Consider the following 20113-nt stretch of genomic DNA (forward strand, 5'->3'; position numbering starts at 1 on the left):
GCTCGATGACCGTGCTGCCACATGGCAGCACCTGTGACGGTGTGGAGAGCCCGCAAAGGCTCAAATGCCGGTGGAGACCGCCTGTCCGGAGATGAGGGTGGCCCCGCAGGCGCACTTATCGCCATGGCGGGCAGCAGGTTGGCCGTCGATGATCATGGTGGGATCGCCACTCACGATCACGGTGGTGCCACCATGACCTTTCTTGGGGCAAGTGACCTTGTCACCCACCCGCGCAATGCGACGGCCATGGGTGTCGGTGCTTGCCGAGGCCCCCACCACCTTGCCGCCATGGCTGGTGCTGTCTCCCAAGACAATGAATGGGCGTCCCATGGTCCCTGCGCTCCCTGCAATCTCTTTGTATGTGCGGCCGGATGAACCGACGCGGGCGCAGTCTAAGGCGCAGCAGCCCCCCGCGAGCCCCCCCGCTAGAGGGGTGACACTGTGACAGTCTGTGTCAAGTGCGCTCAGCGGTTACGCGCTGCCCGCATGGCTTCGCGCACGCCAGGCTTGCGCCACTCGACGTGACCGAAGTCCATCATCTGCCAACGCCCCCCCCAGGTCAGTCCCAAGCGCTCGGCAACCTCGCCATACAGCTGATAACCGCGCATGGCCCAGGGGTCTTTTTCACTGATGACGAGCTTGCCATCTCGGTAGAAAGCACAGTCAGCGCCCAGGCCGTACTGGTGGTAGCTCTGCCAGGCGCCGGCGTTGGTCACATGTCCACCTTTGGCCGCCAGCATGGCCTGACGTTCGGGACTGCGCCAGCCCTCCAGCAAGGCCATGTCGTAGCCGTGCTCCTCCTTCATGATCTTGAAAACGCGCAGCAGCGTTTGCACGAAATCGGGGTCCATCTGCTCCCAACGCCGGTCCGCGCTGGCCAGCAGAGGCCGCACGATCTCGACTTCAGCGGTGTCAAACACCTCGGGTGGCAAGGGAGGGGGCGGCACCAGGTGCTCGCCCTGCAACAGCTGAGCCACCTGTGGGTGAAGCGGATCGATGCGGTCGTCGAAGCCCTCCAGGGTGCGAGTGCCCCACAGGCTCCAGCCCAGCGCGAACGCCACAGGCAGAGACAACAGCGTACCGCCCCCCAGCACCCAGTGCCAGCGACGAGACCAACCCTGGCGAACACCGCGCATGGCGCCATCGACCTGACGCGACCAGCTCACTGGCACCTGCTGAATCTGTGCCCCCACGCCCTGCCCAAGACGCAGCCCTCGATGCCACCAGCGTTGCCAGCGCAGCGAGATCGCTTGGCGCCAGTGAGGAAACACCCACATGGCCAACACCACGCTGACCAGCACGAAGTAGCCCAACACCCACCCTGTTTGCATCATTCTTGTAACCAGTCTTTGCAGCCACCGCTCGGGGGACTTTCACGGTGCAGTCCGCCTCCCTAGAATGCGCCGGTTCACACATTCATAAAACCAAACAGGGAGTCGGGCTTGAGCCATGACCAGGGCCTGCCATGGGCTCGCCACACCCATTCTTCGAGGTCGAACGCGAAGCCCGCGCTGGACCGTCCCAGTCTGTTTGCCGGCATGGAGGCCGAGGAGGACCACTCGCCGGAGCGCGTGCGGATTCTATCGACGCTCGCTGCCAACCGCCCCCCCTCCAAACGGGCGTCTCACCGTGCACGAGCACGTAGAGGCCGCAGCAATTGGCAGTTCAGAGCCTTGATGATCTTGATGGGAATGGGCATTTTGGGCCTGCTGGCGGGCTTTGCCTTGGTGTTGGCGCAAGGGCATCCGCAAGCACGTCCCGTTGCCGTTGCCAACGAGTCAGCGCTGCGGCCCACAACAGCCCACACCACGCCGTCTGCCGCCCTCGCGACGCAGCACGCTGCGTCGCAGTCCGCCGCGCCCTTGACACCGCCTGCCCCGGCAAACACAACACCCCAGACCGCCTTGATTGAAGATCTGGCTCCTGTAGCAGCCGTCGCCGTGGCCACGGTGGCAGCCACCTCACCACCGAACAGCCCGGTTGCGGCGCCATTGAGGACGTCGTCGGCATCGACCGACAAGGTGTCACGCACACCCCCGGTCACCGAGACGCGCGACGCCCCCCCCAGTCCCAGAGTGGCCGAATCTCCCCGTACGGAGAAAGCCGCAAAGCGGCCAGCAAGGGCCGAAAATCGCCCGCGCGCGGTGGCGACAAAGCGAGGTCAGGACGCCGATGTCGCCTTGCTGGAGGCCATGTTCACGCATACCCGCCCAACCAGCCTGAGCAAAGATCAGCGCCGCTTGTGCGCCCAACAGCCCCAGCGAGCCGGGTGCCCCGCAGTGCGTTGACCAAAGGTTGAGGCGTGTGGGTCGGGGGCTTGGAAGCCTCCATGTGGGCAATGAGGGCTCGCCCAGGGACCGAGCAGGAAGGCGGATTGGGCGCTACGATGGCTGCTTGCTGTACGTGCCCCTCGTAGCCCAGGACATGCCATGAACCCTTCCTCCTCTTCCGATCCAGCCCTGGACGCCGACGCCTCGGGCCACGCGTCCGACGACGGCGTGCCGGTGTCCCTCAAGATCCGGCAGCGAATCAAGGCCTCACAGAAGCGCTTTCACGCGAACGACAACATTGCCGAGTTCATCCAACCGGGTGAGCTGGAAGCCTTGCTCGACGAGGTCGAGCTCAAGATGCGTGGTGTGCTGTCCAGCCTGGTGATCGACACCGAGAGCGACCACAACACGCAGGACACGGCCCGCCGTGTGGCCAAGATGTATCTCAACGAGATCTTTCGGGGTCGCTACCAGGCCGCACCGCCGGTCACCGAGTTCCCCAATGTCGAGCGACTCAATGAGTTGATGATCGTCGGGCCCATCACGGTGCGCAGCGCCTGTTCACACCACCTGTGCCCCATCATCGGCAAGGTGTGGATCGGCATCATGCCCAATGAGCACTCCAACCTGATCGGTCTGTCGAAGTACGCACGTCTGATCGACTGGATCATGAGCCGTCCGCAAATTCAGGAAGAAGCCGTGACCCAGGTGGCCGATGTGCTGCAGTCGCGCATGAACCCGGATGGCCTGGCCGTGATCATGGAGGCCGACCATTTCTGCATGCACTGGCGCGGCGTCAAGGACATGGACTCCAAGATGATCAACAGTGTGATGCGCGGCTCCTTCCTGAAGGATCCCAATCTGCGTCGCGAATTCCTGTCTCTGGTGACAAACAAGAAAGGCTGATGCCATGTTGGTTCGACTGCTTTACGCCAGCCGCGCGGCTGAGCCGCTGACGCCCGAGGTGATCGACAGCATCCTGGCCACGTCACGCAAGACCAATCCGGCCTTGGGCGTGACCGGTCTGCTGTGTCACAGCGATGAAATCTTCATGCAGGTGCTGGAAGGGGGCCGTGATGCGGTCAACCATCTCTATCGCCGCATTTGCAGCGACAGTCGCCACCGTGACGTGATCGTGCTGCACCACGAGGAAATCACCGAGCGGCGCTTCTCGAACTGGACCATGGGCCAGGTGAACCTGGATCGGGTGAATCCTGCCATTTTGCTGAAGTATTCCGAGCGGCCCGTGCTGGACCCTTACGCGGTGTCAGGCAAGGTGTCGATGGCGCTGCTCGATGAGTTGCTGGCAACGGCTTGCATCATCAGCCGCTCCAATTGACGCCACACCTCGCCGGACCTGCCCTGCTGTTGGGGCTGGACTTCAGCTGCGCGCCCACACGGCGCAAGCCTTTGACCTTGGCCCAAGGGGTGCGTGCCGGACAGACAGTCAAGCTACTGACTCTGGAGGCCCTGCCCAGTCTGGATGAGTGGACCGCGCGCTTGACGCCTGCGGGCATGCTCGCGGCCGGCTGGACGCATGGTTTCGTCATGGGCTGCGACTTTCCCTTCGGGCTGCCGCGCCCTTTCGTGCAAGCCTTGGCTGCGCAGGGGCCGGGCGAGGCTTTTGGGGCTTTGCAAGACGCTCAAGACTCAGCGCCTGAGTGTGACCGCCTGATCGTGGCGCTGAAGGCCCACTGCGACGACCGCGCCGGCTTTCAGCGGCTCATCGATGGCTGGGGACAGACCTGGGACATGGGCCGGCCAGCGGGCAGCAAGCTGCTGCACCGCGCGACCGACCGGGCCGTGCCGGGTTTGTCGAGCACCAGCCCACTGCAGACACGCTATGTGCCGGTCGGCAAGATGTATTTTGAGGGCCTGCAGCGCCTCGTGGCGGCCAATGTGAGCTTGCCCGGTCTGCGTGCGGGTCGCCCCGAAGCCGTCGCCCTGGAGGCCTACCCGGGCCTGCTGGCAGGCGAGATACTGGGGCGACGCAGCTACAAGAGCGAATCCGAGGCCAGCCCGGAGCGCCTGATCGCCCGCCTGGACCTGATCGATGCCCTGGAGCAGGGTCGCACCCGCCTGGGCTTGCGACTAAAGCTGACGCCGGCCCAACGCGACCACCTGGCTGCTGACCCGAAGGGGGACCGACTGGACGCGGTGCTGTGTCTGATGCAAGCGGCCTGGGCGCAACAACGTCACGAAGCGGGCGACGCCCATTGGGGCCTCTCGCCCGAGATGGACCCGGTCGAAGGGTGGATACTCACGGCATGAGTGAAGCGAAGCTGGACATGATCGAGGTGCAGGGCCAGGCGGCCGTGCGCGTGCAATCGCCCGATGGGGCACAGGCCACCGTGCTGCTGCACGGGGCACAGGTGATTTCGTGGATTCCCGCGCGGGGTGAGGAGCAGTTGTACCTGTCACCCCAAACGGTGATCGCCCCCGGCCAGGCCGTGCGCGGCGGGGTGCCGGTGGTCTTCCCGCAGTTCAATCAACGGGGGCCGGACACCAGCCTGCCCCGCCACGGCCTGCTGCGCACCCGTGCCTGGACAGTGGAGAGCAGTCGCCAGGAAAAGGACCACGCCCAGGTGACGCTGGTGTTCGACGACAACGCCGAAACACGCGCCCTGTGGCCGCACAGCTTCACGGTGGAGCTGACGGTGTCGGTGAGCAACACGCGTCTGGACCTGGAGTTGTACGTGCAAAACCCCAGCGACAGCGCGTGGGACTTCACCGCGGCGCTGCACACCTATCTGGCGGTGTCGGATGTGACGCAGGTGCGCCTGCTGGGCCTTGAGGGTTGCCCCTTCGAAGACACGGTGCTGGACGAGCGCCACATCGAAGACCACCCGGAAAAGCGCTTCTACGGTGAGTTCGACCGCATCTACAGCGGCGTGAAGGATCTGTTGCTGCGCGATGGTCCTCGCCGTCTGAACATCACGCAGGCCGGCTGGCCCGATGCCGTGATCTGGAACCCGGGGCCGCACAAATGCGCCGCGCTGGCCGACATGCCCGATGCCGACTGGCAGTGCATGTTGTGCGTGGAAGCAGCGGCTGTCTTCGAGCCCATCACCCTGGGACCTGAGGAAGAGTGGAGCGGGCGCCAGAGCCTGGTTTTGCTGACCGATTGAAACGGGCCGAGGCCGTGGAGGCCAGGCGACGCCACGTCCCCGCTTGAGCTCGCCTCAATGCGCAGTGGTGCTCAGCGCAGGCAGCTTCAAGAGTTGACGCACATCGGCCGTGAGCTGGTCGATAGGCATGCCGTAGCGTGCAAACAGGCGCACCTGGCCTTGCGGGTCAAAGATGTAGGAGCCTGCGGTGTGGTCGATGGTGTAGCCACCGCTGGGCGTTTCCACCTTCTGGTAGAACACCTTGAACTCCTTGGCCACCGCCTTGATCTCGTCGGGCGAACCGGTCAGGCCCACGAAGCTGGGGTCCATGGCCGTCAGGTAGCCCTTGAGGACCTCGGGCGTGTCACGCTCCGGGTCCACCGAGACGAACACGCCCTGCACCTTCTCGCCATCGGGTCCGAGGCGGCGACGCAGCTCGGCCAGTTCAGCCATGGTGGTGGGACACACGTCGGGGCACTGCGTGAAGCCGAAGAACACGAACACGACCTTGCCCTTGAACTCGGAGAGGTCGCGCATGCGCCCGTCGAAGTCCTTGAGCTTGAGCTTCTGGGCGTAGGTGGCCCCGGTGATGTCCACCCCATTGAACTTCAGGCCTGCCTTGGGGCGGGTCATGTCAGAGATCTGGTCACAGGCACTGAGGCCCCAGACGGCCGAGACGGCCAGGAGGGTGGTGGCGGCACGCAACAGCGTGCGGCGGCGGGACGCATCGGGGTGCCAAACGGACTTGCGGGTCATGTGAACGCTCAGATCTTCCAGTAATGGTCGACCAGCAAGGCGGCAAACAGCAGCATCAGGTAAATGATGGAGAAGCGGAAGGTCTTGCGGGCCAGTGCGTCACTGTAACGCCGCCACAGCCGGAAGGCATAGACCAAGAACAAGATCCCGAGGATGAGCGCGGAAGCCAGGTAGAGCCAGCCGCTCATGCCGTAGATGAAGGGCAGCAAGGTCCCGGCCAGCAGGACCAGGGTGTAGAGCAGCACATGCAGGCGCGTGAAGGCATTGCCATGGGTGACGGGCAGCATGGGCAGGCCGGCCTTGGCATAGTCATCGACACGGTAGAGCGCCAGGGCCCAGAAGTGCGGCGGCGTCCACAGGAAGATGATGAGGCAGAGCATGAGGGCCTCGGGCCCGACCTCGCCGCGCAAGGCCGCCCAGCCCAGCACCGGCGGCATCGCGCCAGAAGCCCCGCCGATGACGATGTTTTGTGGCGTGAGGGGCTTGAGCACCACGGTGTAGACGATGGCGTAGCCGACGAAGGTGGCCAGCGTCAGCCACATGGTCAGCAGGTTGACCCACAGGGCCAGGATGGCCATGCCCAGGCTGCACAACACGGCGCTGAACAGCAAGGTCTGGCGCAGGGTGAGGTCGCCGCGCGCGGTGGGGCGCCAGGCGGTGCGTTTCATGCGGGCGTCGATGCCCTGCTCGATCAGGCAGTTGAAGGCAGCCGCAGCCCCGGCCACCAGCCAGATGCCGGCGCAGGCGGCCACGGCCCGCAGCGCCTCGGCCTGGGTGGGCACCCCCGGCACGGCCAGCAGCATGCCAATGACCGCGCAGAAGACGATGAGCTGCACCACCTTGGGTTTGGTGAGCACATAGAACTGGCGGATGCGCGACGGTGTGTGGGGCGTTGACAGCGGCACGGATGAGGCAGCGGCAAGGGCATCGGACATGGCTTCCTCCAGGAGATGAACTCACTATGAAGCGGACACGGGGGTCACGCCAGGGTGAAGTCCCTGATGTGCCAAGGTCTGGGCGCTCAGCTGGTGAGCCACCGTGCGAGGCAGGACCAGCAGGCGCACCAGTCGCCAGACCAGCAAGGTGGCGCCGAGGGTGTGCGCCAGGGCCGCGGCCATGGGCCAGCCCAGCACCACATTGCTCAGACCGCTGAACACCTGCCAGGCCAGCAGCCCCCACAGCCACAGGCCTTCGCGGCGCCAAGGGTGTGCGATGGTCTGGGCTTCGGGACGCCAGCGCCGCAGCGCCGCACCGTAGCACCACAGGGCCACGAGGACGACGAGGGCCATCAGCCTGTGGCTCATGTGGATGGCGGTGAGCGCGGCCATGCTGATGGGCTCACCCTGCCCGTTCTCGCCCAGCGCACGCATCAGGTGAAAGCCATTGGCGAAGTCCATGTCAGGCCACCACTGGCCCTGGCAGGTGGGAACGTCGCTGCACACCAGCACCGCGTAGTTGGTGCTGACCCAGCCGCCCAGCGCCACCTGGACCGCGACCAAGGCGAGCACCAGCCAGCCCCAGCGCCGCAGCGGAGCCGAAGCCCAGGCCTGCAGGTGTTCGAGGGTGCCCAGGCCGCGCTCGCTCGGCGTCGACCGGGCGCCCTCCAGCACCCGCACCTGGGCGGTCAACATCCCCACGCCGAGCAAAGCGCCCAGCAGGTGCAAGGTGACGATGATGGGTTGCAACTTGAGGGTGACCGTGAGCGCCCCGAAGGCACCCTGCGCGCACACCCACACAAAGGTGGCCGTGGCCCACCATGGCGACAAACTGCCCCGCCGGTCACGCAGCCACCATGCGGCCACCATGAGGCCGGTGATCAAGGCCCCCACACCGGTGGCCAGGTAGCGGTGGGTCATCTCGATCCAGGCCTTGCTGTGGGTGACGGGGCCATGGGGCACCGCCGCCTGCTCGGCTGCGATCTGGGCGTGCGCCGCCCAGGGACTGGTCTGGCCGTAACAGCCGGGCCAGTCGGGGCAACCCAAGCCGGAGTCGGTCAGGCGCGTGAAGGCGCCGAACACCACAAGGTCGATGGTGAGGAACAGCGTGGCCACCGTCAGGGCATGCTGCCAGGCGGGCCAGCCGGTCAGGCCCGCACGGCGGGCGCGCCACATCACGCCGCCAGCGGCCAGCAGGGCCAGCACGGCGCCGAGCAAGGCCACTTCCAGGGCGGGTGCCAGGTTGATGAGGTCGATCATGCGAGGGCCCTCAGCGTCCGGCCTCGTCCCAAGACTCGTTGGCCTTGAGCAGGCGCATCAGATCCTTCTTGACGCGCGCCGGGTCGGCATCGGCCGGGAAGCGCATCATCCAGTCGCCCTTGGGGTCCACGAGGTACAGGTGGCTGCTCAGCGTCTGACCCACGTCCGGTTGCAGCCATTGCGACAGGCGACTGGCATCGACCCGCAGCGTCCAGGCCTGGGCCAGCGCGGGCAGCAAGGCGGGCCGCACCTCGGCCTGGTCCGGGATCAGCCAGACGCGGTCGACGCGGTCCTTGTCACGGCCCAGCGCCTCGCGCAACTGGCGCTGCAGGTAGAGTTGGCGCTCACACGCGGCATCGCAGGCACCACCGGCCACGCTGACCAGCAGCCATTGACCTTGCAAGGCCTGGGGTGCCACGGTCTGGCCTTGCAGGTTGGTGAAGCTCAAGCCCTTCTCGGCGCTCATGGGCTTGGGCGGGGTGATGAGGGTGCCGTGGTTGGTGCGACCCTGGGGCTTGATGACGTAGTAGCTCAGGTAGGAGGCCACGACGGGAGCGGCGCAGACGGCCCAGATGAGCAGCATCTTGAGCCGTCCCATGCGCGTGCGCTGCGCGGCCGAGGCGCCCGCCGCGGGCAGGCTGTGGACGCTCAGTTGCAGCATGGGGTTGGGAGAAGTGGCGTCAGGAGGCGGCATGGTGGGCACTTCGGGCAAGGCGTCGGGCCAGACGCCGGGGACGGAGGAACTGGAACCACAAGGTCAAACCACCCGCCACCGCCGACAAGGCAAACCACTGCGCGGCATAGGCCAGGTGCTTGTCTCGCCCCAGATCGGGGGCGGCCCATTGGCGGCTCAAGACGGCAGGAGCGGTGGAGGCGTTGGGTGAACGCTCAGCCTCAGCTTGCACCTGAAGCACTGCACCGGGAAGCGGGGATTGCCCCAGCCAGGCTTGCCAGAACGCGGCATCGACGTTCTGACGGATCAGGGGCTGAGGTCTGGTGCTCGTGACGGCGTCGCCACCGGCAGCGACAGGCAGCGGCTCGGCGCCCAACTGGTACACGCGCGAGACCGAGGCCACCACCCGTCCTGGCACCGTGACGAGGCCCGTTGCGGTGGGCAGATCGGGAACGTGCAGACGATCGTGTGCATGGCGGGGCACCCAGCCACGCTGCACAAGCAGCATACGGCCATCGCACAAGCTGCCCGGTGCGTGCAGACGCAAGGGTGTGACCACCTCGAAGCCCGTACGTCCCTGTTGAGTACGGTTGTCGAGCCAGACAGTGCGTTCGGGGAGCCAGGTGCCAGTGAGCTGGGCCGGACGCTGCACGGGCAAGGCCTCGGCGGATCGCCCGTCGCAAGGCCAATCGGCCGACTGCCAGGCTGGCAGCTGCTGGCGGGTTGTGAGCAACGCCTGGGCCTGCTGCTTTTCATCGGCGCGGCGCAGTTGCCATTGCCCGAGCGAGGCGGTCACCAGCACCGTCGCGGCACCGGCCACACAGGCGATGAGACGTGAGGTACCTGGGGTCATCTCGCTGTGCCGGCCAGAGTGGCACGCCCATAATCGGGTCGCATGAAATGGATCCTCGCTCTGGCCCTGGTGGCCATCGTCGCCGCCTTGGCCCTGGCCGGTCGGGCCATGTTGCGCAACCCTGCGTCCAGCACACCAGCGCCCCGCCGCATGATGCGGGCACTGGCCTGGCGGGTGGGGCTCTCCGTGGCCTTGTTCGTCTTCATCTGGGTTGCGTATCAACTCGGCTGGATTCAACCGACGGGGCTGCCCATCGACCGGTAAGCCGATAGGGCATGCCGCTTCTGGAGACGGCATCGGTTGAATCGTGTGAACCGCGCGCCATCAGGTCCAGTAAACGACCACATACAGGCCCAGCCAGACCACATCCACGAAGTGCCAGTACCAAGCCGCACCTTCGAAGCCGAAGTGTCGCTCGGGCGTGAAGTGGCCTTTCTGCAGGCGCAGGGTGATGAACAGCAGCATCAAGGCGCCCACGAACACATGCAGACCGTGGAAACCGGTGAGCATGAAGAAGGTAGAGCCGTAGATGCCCGAAGACAGCTTGAGGTTCAGGTGGGTGTAGGCCTCGTAGTACTCATAGCCTTGCAAGCCCAGGAACAAGGCACCCAGCAAGACCGTGATCCACATGAAGCCGATCGTTTTGGCACGCTGGTTGGCCAGCAAGGCGTGGTGCGCGATGGTGAGGGTGACACCCGAGGTCAACAGCAAGGCGGTGTTGATGGTGGGCAGAGGCCAGGGACCCATGGTGCGGAAAGGCTCGACCGTGCCCGCGGGCGAGGCGGTGTAACCCGGCGCATCCGACGGCCAGATGGCCTTGAAGTCAGGCCACAGCAAGGCATTGTCGATGCTGCCCAGGTTCGGGATCACATGCATGCGCGCCCAGTAAAGGGCGCCAAAGAAGGCCCCGAAGAACATCACCTCAGAGAAGATGAACCAGGCCATGGCCCAGCGGTAGGACACGTCGATGCGCTGGCTGTAGAGCCCGCTTTCGCTCTCGCGTATGGCATCGCCAAACCACTGCGTGAGCACCACCGCCCACCACAGCAGGCCAAAGGCCAGCGAATATGCCCCCCAGCCCACGCCATTGACCCACTGCCCGGCCCCGAGGATGACAAAGAACAGGCCGATGGATGCCATCACCGGATGACGGGAAGGCCCAGGCACAAAGTAGTACGGGGCTTGTCCTTTGGGAACCGCTGTCGACATGTTGTGCTCCTCGACTGACTTTCACTGAGCGACGCCGCTGGCGATGATCCATCGCACCAGCCACACCAACCCCAACACAAACACCAGGGCGGCCAACACCCCGGCAACGATGACGTGCACCGGATTGATCCGGGCCACGTCCTGTGCGTAGTCACTGGACTTGCGCACCCCGAAAAACGACCACGCCACCGCCTTGAGCGTCTGCCAGAACGAGCCGGGACGCTGAGACGCCTGGCGCAGGTCTTCGCTCATACCGCCCCCTTGGGTGCGGCCGGCACTTTGCCGCCCACCTCGAAGAAGGTGTAGGACAGCGTGATGGTGGCCACGTCTTTGGGCAGCTTGGGATCGATGACGAAGGTGACCGGCCACTGCTTGCTCTCACCCGGCTTGAGCGTGTGCTCAGCAAAGCAGAAGCACTCCATCTTGTTGAAATGCGAAGTGGCCTGCTTGGGTGCGTAGCTAGGGATGGCTTGCGCTGCCATGGCGCGGGGCTGACGGTTACGAAACTCGTACATCACCGTCATCAACTCGCCTGGATGGACCTGCACTGAGCGGACCGCGGGCTTGAAATCCCAGGGGCCGCGCACGTTGGCATCGAACTCGATGGTGATGGTGCGGCTGCGGTCCACCTGCGTGTTGGGCGGGATGGACGAGGTGGCACCCGGAATTTGCCGGTCACCCAGGCTCAGCACATTGATGCCGAGCGCCGCACAAATGTGACGGTACATCGGCACCATCGCGTAGCCAAAGCCAAACATCAGCATGGTGATGAGGGCGAGCTTGCCCACCATGGCGACGTTGGCCCGCTGCAGCGCCACGCGCACCCGAGCGTGCCGTCTACGTGGCGCCTTCGCGATATGAGGGGCCTGCGGGGTTGGGGAGGCGGTCGGGTCGGACATGCGAGGGCTCGGGCGCAAACGTGAGGGCGTGGGCTCAGTGCGAAGACAGCAGCATGATCTTGGCCACGAACCCGAGGAAGAATGTGGCGGCCACCGAGGCCAGGATCAGCGCCAGACGCACATTGCGACGTCGGCCCAGTTTGATGGAAGGTGTGACACTCATGGCGGGCTCCTCATCCGGTTTTCAGGCGACACGACCTGTGTTCAGCCAATCACACGCGTGGCCGACGGATCCAATTTGGGCGGGGTCTCGAAGGTGTGGAACGGCGCCGGAGAAGGCACCTCCCACTCCAGGCCTTCGGCGCCTTCCCAGGGCTTGGCCGGGGCGGGCTCGCCCTTGCCACGCATCGCCGGGATCAGTACGCCGAAGATGAAGTAGACCTGTGCAAAGCCGAAGGCGAAGGCGCCGATGGAGGCCACCGCATTGAAGTCGGCAAACTGCATGGGGTAGTCGGCGTAGCGACGCGGCATGCCCGCCAGCCCCAGGAAGTGCATCGGGAAGAAGGTGATGTTGAAGGCAATCAGCGACCACCAGAAGTGCAGCTTGCCCTTCCACTCCGGCACCATCACGCCGGTCCACTTCGGCGCCCAGTAGTAGAAGGCGGCAAAGAGCGCAAACAATGAGCCCGCCACCAGCACGTAGTGAAAGTGCGCGACCACGTAGTAGGTGTCCTGGATCTGGATGTCGATGGGTGCGACTGAGCAGATCAGGCCCGTGAAGCCGCCCATCGTGAAGACGAAGATGAAGCCCACCGACCACAGCATCGGGCTCTCGAAGGTCATCGAGCCGCGCCACATGGTGGCCACCCAGTTGAAGATCTTCACGCCTGTGGGCACCGAGATCAGCATGGTGGCGTACATGAAGAAGAGCTGGCCGGTGACGGGCATGCCGGTGGCGAACATGTGGTGCGCCCACACGATGAAGCTCAAGATGGCGATGGACGCGGTGGCGTACACCATGGAGGTGTAGCCGAACAGGCGCTTGCGGGCGAAGGCCGGCACGATCTGGCTGATGATGCCGAAGGCCGGCAAGATCATGATGTAGACCTCGGGGTGGCCAAAGAACCAGAAGATGTGCTGGTACATGACCGGGTCACCGCCACCGGCCGGGTTGAAGAAGCTGGTGCCGAAATGGCGATCTGTCAGCGTCATCGTGATGGCCCCGGCCAGCACCGGCATCACGGCGATCAGCAGGTAGGCGGTGATCAGCCAGGTCCAGGCAAACATCGGCATCTTCATCAGCGTCATGCCCGGCGCGCGCATGTTCAAGATGGTCACGATGATGTTGATCGAGCCCATGATGGACGAGGCGCCCAGCAGGTGCATGGCGAAGATGCCTGCGTCCATCGACGGCCCCATCTGCAGGGTCAGCGGCGCGTACAGCGTCCAGCCCGCAGCCGGTGCGCCACCGGGCATGAAAAAGGAGCCCACCAGCAGGCAGGCTGCCGGAATCATCAGCCAGAAGCTGAAGTTGTTCATGCGCGCAAAGGCCATGTCGGAAGCGCCGATCTGCAGCGGCAGCATCCAGTTGGCCATGCCCACGAAGGCCGGCATGATGGCCCCGAACACCATGATGATGCCGTGCATGGTGGTGAGCTGGTTGAACAGTTCGGGGTTGACCAGTTGCAGCCCGGGCTGGAACAGCTCGGCGCGAATGCCCAGCGCCAACACCCCACCGATCATCAGCATGGTCAGCGAGAACAGCAGGTACAACGTGCCGATGTCCTTGTGGTTGGTGGCGAACACCCAGCGCCGCCAGCCATGCGGGTGGCCGTGGTCATCGTGGGTGTGGTCACCGTGGCCGGCGTGATCCAGAACTGCGCTCATGGAAAGTCCTTTCCTGATCCTGTGGGGTCTGAGGCCTGGTTCACTTGCGCGCAGCCATCACGGCGGCGGGCTGCACGACCTGCCCGGTCTTGTTGGACCAGTGGTTCTTGGTATAGGTGATGACCGCGGCAATCTCGGTGTCCGACAGCTGGCGCCAGGCCGGCATCAAGTTGTTGTTCTGCCCGTTGAGCAGCACATGGATCTGCTTGCCCACATCGGCGTCCAGCACCACGGGTGAGCCATCGAGCGGCTTGATGGCGCCCGCGCCCTTGCCGTTGGGCTGATGGCAGGCCGCGCAGTTGGCCGCGTAGACCTTCTCGCCACGCGCCATCAGGTCGTCCTGCGTCCAGACCTTGTTGGGGTCATCGGCCTTCGCCTGCATGGCCTTGTGCTGCTCGGCCACCCAGGCGGCATAGTCCTCGGCAGTCAGCACACGCACATGGATAGGCATATAGGCGTGCTCCTTGCCGCACAGCTCAGCACATTGCCCGTAGTAATCCCCCACCTTCTCGGCACGGAACCAAGTGTCGCGCACGAAGCCGGGGATCGCGTCCTGCTTGATGCCGAAGGCCGGCACCATGAAGGAGTGGATCACGTCATTGGCGGTGGTGATGATGCGGATCTTGCGGTCGACCGGTACCACCAGCGGGTTGTCCACCTTGAGCAGGTAGTTGTCACCTTGGGGCGTGCCGGCGTCGGACAGGGCGCGTTGCGAGGCGTCGAGCGTGGACAGCATCGAGATGCCCTCGCCCTCGCCCTTGAGGTAGTCATAGCCCCACTTCCACTGGTAGCCGGTGGCCTTGATCGTGAGGTCGGCGTTGGTGGTGTCTTTCTGGGCCACGACCACCTTGGTGGCGGGCAAGGCCATGCCGATCACGATGATGAAGGGGATGACGGTCCAGATGATCTCGACCGTGGTCGATTCGTGGAAGTCGGCCGGCTTGGCGCCCTTGGACTTGCGGTGCTTGAAGATGGCGTAGAACATGACGCCAAACACGCCGACGAAGATGGCCCCACAGATGTAGAGCATCATGTAGTGCAACCACTGCTGCTCGGCGGCGATGCGGGTGGCGGGCGGGTGCAGGTCGAGCTGCCGCACCGCAGGGCCGCCAGGCAGGTCATTGACCGCCCAACTGGCTTGCACCATCAGAAGCAGCAAGCTCCCGACGGCTTGGCGCCTCAAGGAAGACAGGCGTGATGCCCAGGACCCAAACGAACGAACTGCAAACCCGGGCACATAGCTCATGTCTTGACTCGTCGTGGTTGAACGGGGTCTGTGCGACCCGTACACGGCAGAGGGATCCCCGGACTGCCGTACACCGCCCCACCCGCGCTGCCATGTGCAACGCAAGGCGTTCAACCCATTCTAGTCAGCGGTTTGCGCTACCTCAACCGCGAATCGGCGCTTCCATGCTATGAATTACCCGTGGTTGACGTCAGAACGCACCACGGTGTGTCGGCATGTATCAAGCCGGCTTGTCACCCTGGCGGATCATGCGCTTCATGTCCTGCAGCGACACGCGCGCCTCGGCTTCCACCTTGATGCGGGGCGTGGGCTTGATGGCGTGACCGTACACCAACTCGATGGTCAGGCCCAGGCGGCCATCGGGTCGCATCAGGCGCTCGCGCAAAACATCGAGCAGACGCTGACGCCAACGCGGTGTGCGCAAACCGGCGAAGCGGCCTTGGGCCACATTGCCGCCCCAGGTGCGCAACTCGGCCAGCAAGGCCTCGGGCGTTTCCCAGGTCAGGGTCAGGCGCTCCATGTCCATCACCGGGTCGGCAAAGCCGGCCTGCACCAGCTCATCACCCAGGTCGTGCATGTCGATGAAATCGATGGTGGGCAGGGGCCACTCCAGCGCGGCGTACACGGCACGCAGTTCACGGGCGGTGTCCGGCCCCAGACCGGAGCACATCAGAAAGCCCCCCACCGCCAGATGTTCGTGCCAGCGGCGCATCAAGCCTGAGAGGTCGGCCGTGGCATGCAAGGTCATGTTGGCCCACAGCATGTCGGCGCCATCGGCACCGTCACGCCGCCAAGGCACGTCGGCCGGCACGGGCTCGACATGGGCCTGAGGCACATCCCGGCGCCACAGCTTGCGCCAATCGCGCGGCGCCGTCTCGGCCAGTTGGGTCTGGCTGCGTTGGGCCAGTTCGCCCGAGGGCTCGACCACCCAGCGCTGGGCCTGGGGGTACTGCGCCCGCACCAGCTCCGCGCCCGCCCCCAGAAAGGCCGACCAATCGATCCAGGTCTTGGGCTGCAAGCGGATCGGTGCGAGCTTGGCGGCGAGGCGACGCGCCACTTCCTGATGGAGCCAGGGTGCCTCGGGCAAAGCAGCCAGGCGCCGCGTCTGGCGCTGCAAGGCATGACGGTGGGGAGCGCAGGCGGGCGGGGCCGACGGGGCGGCGGGAGAGGAGTCGGACATGGGATGAAAAGGCGCTGAAGCCCCCACTGCGGGCGATGGCGCACGCTCGGGGTGCGTCAGTATATTGAGGCCATGCCAACCGTGCTGCCTCCTGGGACTTCTCGACTGCGTGCCTGGCTGAGGGCCTGCGGCCTGCCCAACACGCTGCCTCACCTTCTGCCCACCACCTGCTTGCTGTGCGGTCAATGGCAAGGCCAGCCCCTGTGCGGGGTCTGCGTGCAACGCTGGCAAAGGCCGGTCACGCGGTGTGCACGCTGCGCCATCGCACTCCCCCAGCCCACCCGAGACGCCGTCTGCCCTGCGTGTGAAGATCACTCTCCCGAGTTCGACCGGGCGATCGCCGCTCTTGACTACGAAGACCCCTGGCGCAGCGTGCTCTCGCGCTTCAAATTCCAGGAAGCCACAGCCTTGGCCGCCCCTCTGGCTACCTTGCTGTGGCAGGCACTCTCACAGCGCCCACACCGCGTCGACCTGATTGTGCCGGTGCCACTGTCCCGCACACGCCTGAGCGAACGCGGCTACAACCAGACGTGGTTGCTCGCCCAGCAACTGAGCCGGCGCCTGGGTTGCCCGGCCCGCCACGATGTGCTGCAGCGCACCCGCCACACCGAGCGCCTGATGAGCCTGGACGCCGAAGCCCGACGCGCCCAGATCATCGACGCCTTTGACGTGCCGTCAGCCGCCCTGCCCCACCTTCGGCGACGCCACATTGCCGTGGTGGACGATGTACTCACAACGGGTGCCACCCTCAACGAGGTGGCTCACACCCTGCGGGCAGCCGGCGCCAGCAGCGTTTCAGCGTGGGTGTTGGCGCGAACGCCTGCCCCGCCGGACTCCCGCCGCCGCTCTCAATCAGGTGCGGGAGTGTCTGAGGTGGTCCATTCGCTGAGCAAACGATAGCCCAGCGCCAACAAGGTCGGGCCCAGGAACACGCCGATCACGCCAAACGCCAGCACCCCACCCAGCACCCCCAATAGCACCACGGCAAACGGCAGACGCGAGCCACGGCTGATGATGAAAGGCTTGATGACGTTGTCGACGGTGCTGACCAGAAAGAAGCCCCAGACCGCGACAAACACCGCCCACCCCAGCTCGCCTTGCTGGAACAGCCAGATGGCCGAGCCCCCCCACACCAGGGGCGGCCCCACCGGGACGACCGAGAAGAAGAAGGTGACCACGCCCAGCAGCATGGCACCGGGCACACCGGCAATCAGGAAGCCGATGGACGCCAGCACCCCTTGAGCGAGGGCCGTGCCCAGGATGCCATAGATGACACCGTTGACGGTCCCCTGCGTGATGTCGATGAGGTAGCCCGAGCGCGCACCCGCCAAGCGCGACAGAGCCACTCGCAAACGCACGGCCAACGCTTCACCGTGCAAAAACAGGAAAAAAGCCAGAAAGACCGAGAGTCCCAGATCCACCACGCCCTTGCCCACCATCCTGCCGGTGTCCAAGGCCAGCTTCTGCGCAGGGTCGGCCAACTTGCTCAACTCGGTCATCAGGCGTTTGCCATCGTGAGCCAGGCGCTGCCAGTACTCGAACAGCGACTGCCCGATCAACGGCACATCGCGCAGCCAGGCAGGCGCATCAGGCAAGCCACTGTTCATCAGCTCGGAGACCCCGCGCCCCAGTTGCGCCATGCTGTCCGCCAGGCCGAAGGCCAGGGCCGTCACCGGCCCCAAGACGACCAAGGTGATCAGCGCCGTGACCAGGCTTGCCGACCACACGCGCCGCCCCTTCAACATGCGATCGAGCCAGAGCAGCGCCGGCCAGCAGGTTGATGCCAGGATCGCCGCCCAGGCCAGCGAGCTCATGAAGGGCCACAGCACGTAGACGCAACCAACCCCCAGCAGGGTCAGGGCCACAATGGCCAGAAGCCGGTCAGCGCGAAGTGGATCCATGTGTCAGCGTCAGAAGGTCAGGTGGCGAGAATCGGTTTGCCGCAACTTTCGCAGAAAGCATTGCCGCTGTCATTGACCGTCTCGCAGGCCCCACACACCACCTCCGAGGCAGGCTGCGGAGTCGTCACCTCGACCGCGGCTGGCACTGGTGTCACCCCGGCAGGCGCTGCCGCCTGCAGCAAGGTCTCTGCGACGATCCCCGAAGCCAAAGCCCCCGCAGCCGGCGCTGCAGCAGCGCCCAATTGGTTCAATGCCCCCATGGCCGCCATGCGGCGGGCATCTTCATTGGCCGTGGGCGCAATGACAATGCTCTGCTCGCCGGCAAACTGGCGCACCAGGTTTTTGAGGTATTCGGCCTCTTTGGGCTGGCTGAGCATGCCGGTGATGATGCGGGGCGTGACACTGCCATGGCTCTGGTGGCCGAACACCACGCTGCGCAACTGCATCACCCAGACGCGGAAGGTCATGTTCTCGACGTTGACCACCTCACGCTCGGTGAATACACGATCTTGCAGACGGTTGCCGATGTCGACCTTGGAGCGAATGAAGCTACCCTCCATCTCGACCCAAGTCAGCGTGGACTCGAAGTCGAAACGGCCCCACAGCGTGTGCGCACTGCGGAAGGCATAGCCACCGACGGCCACCAGCGACAGGCCCAGCGACGCAAAGCCCAGCACCGGACGCCAGTCGGACGTGGGCTCGAAGCGCACCGCGAAGACCACCAGCGCCAGCGCCCCCGCCAGGGTCAGCGCCACACCCATCAGGTCAATGACCATCAGCCAGAAGAAGCGCGGGTAGGCCTTGGCCACCGAGAAGTCCATGCGCTTGAACGCCGACGGCGCCATCGGCTGGGTTTCTTCCAGCATCTGGCCCTTGAAGTTGCCGGCACGGCTGCCCAGGTTGATGTTGGGCAGGACGCGGGCGTAGCGGCGGTTGGGGATGCGGTGCGTCCAGTTGCGCTGCATCTCGCGATCCAGTTCCTGCATCAGCAGGTTGGGGTCGGCGTTGAAGCTGAAGTTGTCTTGCGTATCGACCTTGCTGACCGGGGGCGGCGGATCGATGTGGCGCTGCACGGCGACGAAGAACACGCCTTCGATGGCGGCCAGAGCCACCAGGATGATCAGGGCCTGGGTGCCGAAGCTGGCCCATTCCAGATCAGGCAGGACATGGCTGAGGAAGCCCAGGGCCACCGGCCCCAGGATGGCGGCGAGCGTCAACCCCACGATCTGCTTGAGGTTGAAGCTGACCTTGGCTTGCACATCGCTGCCCGACACGGGCTTGACAGCCATGAAGACCACGAGTGCCAGGAAGAAGGCCCCCACCCAGGACTGGATGGGCGAGCCCCAGACGAAGATCATCGCGACCAGCATGATCAAGAGCAGGAAGGCGTACGACGCCAGGTTGGCAAAGCGGTTCTGCAAGACGTTCTGGATGTAGGCCGGCGCCGTGATCAGGTCCTTGACCAGCGAATACAGCACGCCGTTGAGGGCGCCACTGGGAATGGCAAACTCCAACGCCCCCTGACGCACGGTCTGCATCAGCGTCTTGGCGCCATCGGGCAGGCCCAGCTTGTCGGCGTCCAATTCAGGTGCGAGCCCGGCTGGTTGCCCACGACCGAAGAACACGCGCAACTGCTGGCCAATGCGCACAAAGTTCCAGGCGGCCAACACCATCATGCCCACACCCAAGGCCACGGGCACGACGAAGCTGCCCAGCGCCTGCTGGGCCAGATGCTTGCGCGCGAGGAAGATCAGGGCCAGCGCACACACCAGCAAAATGGTGGCACGCACCGCCCACAGGATGTTCTCGACCCGGTAGGGATTGGGGAAATCAAGCTGCGCTTGTTCGGAGCTGTATTCGTAAGACATAGGCGAAACAGAAATCGGGGAGCGGGCCGCCGCGAGGCAAACAGTTTTACTTCAGCTTGTGACCGCAGCCACCTCACCGGCAGCGTCGGTGAAGCCGAAGGTCAGTTGGCGATTGAGCACGTAGTACAA

At 65.1% G+C, this 20113-nt stretch carries 22 protein-coding genes; 6 read left to right on the forward strand and 16 right to left on the reverse strand.

Features of this window, described 5'->3' with window-relative positions:
- Nucleotides 1–60 precede the first annotated feature (60 nt).
- Complete coding sequence (locus WIT60_RS07950; RefSeq protein ID WP_339583398.1) at nucleotides 61–330, reverse strand: PAAR domain-containing protein; 270 nt, start codon at nucleotides 328–330, stop codon at nucleotides 61–63.
- 134 nt (nucleotides 331–464) lie between these two features.
- Complete coding sequence (locus tag WIT60_RS07955) at nucleotides 465–1334, reverse strand: M15 family metallopeptidase (RefSeq protein WP_339583399.1); 870 nt, start codon at nucleotides 1332–1334, stop codon at nucleotides 465–467.
- 1095 nt (nucleotides 1335–2429) lie between these two features.
- On the opposite strand from WIT60_RS07955, the gene folE reads away from it, so the two are divergent.
- The 4 genes from folE to WIT60_RS07975 are packed head-to-tail and all read left to right on the forward strand — an operon-like array spanning nucleotide 2430 to nucleotide 5398.
- Nucleotides 2430–3176 carry a GTP cyclohydrolase I gene (folE, locus tag WIT60_RS07960; RefSeq protein ID WP_339583400.1) on the forward strand — a complete coding sequence of 249 codons (747 nt, stop codon included), beginning with the start codon at nucleotides 2430–2432 and terminating at the stop codon, nucleotides 3174–3176.
- A gap of 4 nt (nucleotides 3177–3180) precedes the next feature.
- Complete coding sequence (locus tag WIT60_RS07965; RefSeq protein WP_339583401.1) at nucleotides 3181–3609, forward strand: BLUF domain-containing protein; 429 nt, start codon at nucleotides 3181–3183, stop codon at nucleotides 3607–3609.
- Nucleotides 3606–4541, forward strand: coding sequence for a DUF429 domain-containing protein (locus tag WIT60_RS07970; RefSeq protein WP_339583402.1), 936 nt, complete (start codon nucleotides 3606–3608; stop codon nucleotides 4539–4541). The genes WIT60_RS07965 and WIT60_RS07970 overlap by 4 nt, the downstream gene beginning before the upstream one ends.
- Nucleotides 4538–5398: a D-hexose-6-phosphate mutarotase gene (locus WIT60_RS07975; RefSeq protein WP_339583403.1), complete on the forward strand. Its 861-nt coding sequence runs from the start codon at nucleotides 4538–4540 to the stop codon at nucleotides 5396–5398. Before WIT60_RS07970 ends, WIT60_RS07975 begins: the two co-directional genes overlap by 4 nt.
- A 54-nt stretch (nucleotides 5399–5452) precedes the next feature.
- On the opposite strand, the gene WIT60_RS07980 is transcribed toward WIT60_RS07975, so the two are convergent.
- From WIT60_RS07980 to WIT60_RS08000, 5 genes are read right to left on the reverse strand one after another with little or no spacing between them, the layout of a single operon-like run.
- Nucleotides 5453–6133: an SCO family protein gene (locus WIT60_RS07980; RefSeq protein ID WP_339583404.1), complete on the reverse strand. Its 681-nt coding sequence runs from the start codon at nucleotides 6131–6133 to the stop codon at nucleotides 5453–5455.
- Between the two features lie 8 nt (nucleotides 6134–6141).
- Nucleotides 6142–7068 (reverse strand): heme o synthase, encoded by a 927-nt coding sequence (cyoE, locus tag WIT60_RS07985; protein ID WP_339583405.1) that lies wholly within the window; start codon nucleotides 7066–7068, stop codon nucleotides 6142–6144.
- A 24-nt stretch (nucleotides 7069–7092) separates the two neighbouring features.
- Complete coding sequence (locus WIT60_RS07990) at nucleotides 7093–8328, reverse strand: COX15/CtaA family protein (protein ID WP_339583406.1); 1236 nt, start codon at nucleotides 8326–8328, stop codon at nucleotides 7093–7095.
- 10 nt (nucleotides 8329–8338) lie between these two features.
- Nucleotides 8339–9022 carry an SCO family protein gene (locus WIT60_RS07995; RefSeq protein WP_339583407.1) on the reverse strand — a complete coding sequence of 228 codons (684 nt, stop codon included), beginning with the start codon at nucleotides 9020–9022 and terminating at the stop codon, nucleotides 8339–8341.
- A complete protein-coding gene (locus WIT60_RS08000; protein ID WP_339583408.1) occupies nucleotides 9009–9854 on the reverse strand; it encodes an SURF1 family protein in 846 nt (281 codons plus the stop codon). The genes WIT60_RS07995 and WIT60_RS08000 overlap by 14 nt, the downstream gene beginning before the upstream one ends.
- 42 nt (nucleotides 9855–9896) lie before the next feature.
- Between WIT60_RS08000 and WIT60_RS08005 the strand changes: the two genes are divergently transcribed.
- Nucleotides 9897–10118, forward strand: a complete 222-nt coding sequence (locus WIT60_RS08005; RefSeq protein ID WP_339583409.1) for a DUF2909 domain-containing protein — start codon at nucleotides 9897–9899, stop codon at nucleotides 10116–10118.
- Nucleotides 10119–10178: 60 nt separating this feature from the next.
- Here WIT60_RS08005 and WIT60_RS08010 read toward each other — a convergent pair whose 3' ends face one another.
- From WIT60_RS08010 to WIT60_RS08040, 7 genes are all read right to left on the reverse strand, one after another.
- On the reverse strand, nucleotides 10179–11063 hold the full coding sequence (locus WIT60_RS08010; RefSeq protein ID WP_339583410.1) for a cytochrome c oxidase subunit 3: 885 nt from the start codon (nucleotides 11061–11063) through the stop codon (nucleotides 10179–10181).
- A 21-nt stretch (nucleotides 11064–11084) separates the two neighbouring features.
- On the reverse strand, nucleotides 11085–11315 hold the full coding sequence (locus tag WIT60_RS08015; protein ID WP_339583411.1) for a DUF2970 domain-containing protein: 231 nt from the start codon (nucleotides 11313–11315) through the stop codon (nucleotides 11085–11087).
- The gene (locus WIT60_RS08020; protein WP_339583443.1) at nucleotides 11312–11881 is read right to left on the reverse strand and encodes a cytochrome c oxidase assembly protein; all 570 of its coding nucleotides are present in this window, start codon (nucleotides 11879–11881) and stop codon (nucleotides 11312–11314) included. Before WIT60_RS08020 ends, WIT60_RS08015 begins: the two co-directional genes overlap by 4 nt.
- A 115-nt stretch (nucleotides 11882–11996) precedes the next feature.
- Nucleotides 11997–12125 carry a cytochrome oxidase small assembly protein gene (locus WIT60_RS08025; protein WP_320364890.1) on the reverse strand — a complete coding sequence of 43 codons (129 nt, stop codon included), beginning with the start codon at nucleotides 12123–12125 and terminating at the stop codon, nucleotides 11997–11999.
- Between the two features lie 41 nt (nucleotides 12126–12166).
- Nucleotides 12167–13789: a cytochrome c oxidase subunit I gene (gene ctaD, locus WIT60_RS08030; RefSeq protein ID WP_339583412.1), complete on the reverse strand. Its 1623-nt coding sequence runs from the start codon at nucleotides 13787–13789 to the stop codon at nucleotides 12167–12169.
- Nucleotides 13790–13829: 40 nt separating this feature from the next.
- Complete coding sequence (gene coxB, locus WIT60_RS08035; RefSeq protein WP_339583444.1) at nucleotides 13830–14936, reverse strand: cytochrome c oxidase subunit II; 1107 nt, start codon at nucleotides 14934–14936, stop codon at nucleotides 13830–13832.
- Between the two features lie 319 nt (nucleotides 14937–15255).
- On the reverse strand, nucleotides 15256–16215 hold the full coding sequence (locus tag WIT60_RS08040; protein WP_339583413.1) for a methyltransferase domain-containing protein: 960 nt from the start codon (nucleotides 16213–16215) through the stop codon (nucleotides 15256–15258).
- A 72-nt stretch (nucleotides 16216–16287) separates the two neighbouring features.
- On the opposite strand from WIT60_RS08040, the gene WIT60_RS08045 reads away from it, so the two are divergent.
- Nucleotides 16288–17115, forward strand: coding sequence for a phosphoribosyltransferase family protein (locus tag WIT60_RS08045; protein WP_339583414.1), 828 nt, complete (start codon nucleotides 16288–16290; stop codon nucleotides 17113–17115).
- Here WIT60_RS08045 and WIT60_RS08050 read toward each other — a convergent pair.
- Both WIT60_RS08050 and WIT60_RS08055 read right to left on the reverse strand, forming a co-directional pair.
- Nucleotides 17064–18116 (reverse strand): AI-2E family transporter, encoded by a 1053-nt coding sequence (locus WIT60_RS08050; protein ID WP_339583415.1) that lies wholly within the window; start codon nucleotides 18114–18116, stop codon nucleotides 17064–17066. The genes WIT60_RS08045 and WIT60_RS08050 overlap by 52 nt on opposite strands.
- 17 nt (nucleotides 18117–18133) lie before the next feature.
- Nucleotides 18134–19984 (reverse strand): hypothetical protein, encoded by a 1851-nt coding sequence (locus tag WIT60_RS08055; RefSeq protein WP_339583416.1) that lies wholly within the window; start codon nucleotides 19982–19984, stop codon nucleotides 18134–18136.
- Nucleotides 19985–20113 lie beyond the last annotated feature (129 nt).

It is taken from the genome of Aquabacterium sp. G14 (genome assembly GCF_037482285.1).
Classification (GTDB): Bacteria; Pseudomonadota; Gammaproteobacteria; order Burkholderiales; family Burkholderiaceae_C; genus Aquabacterium.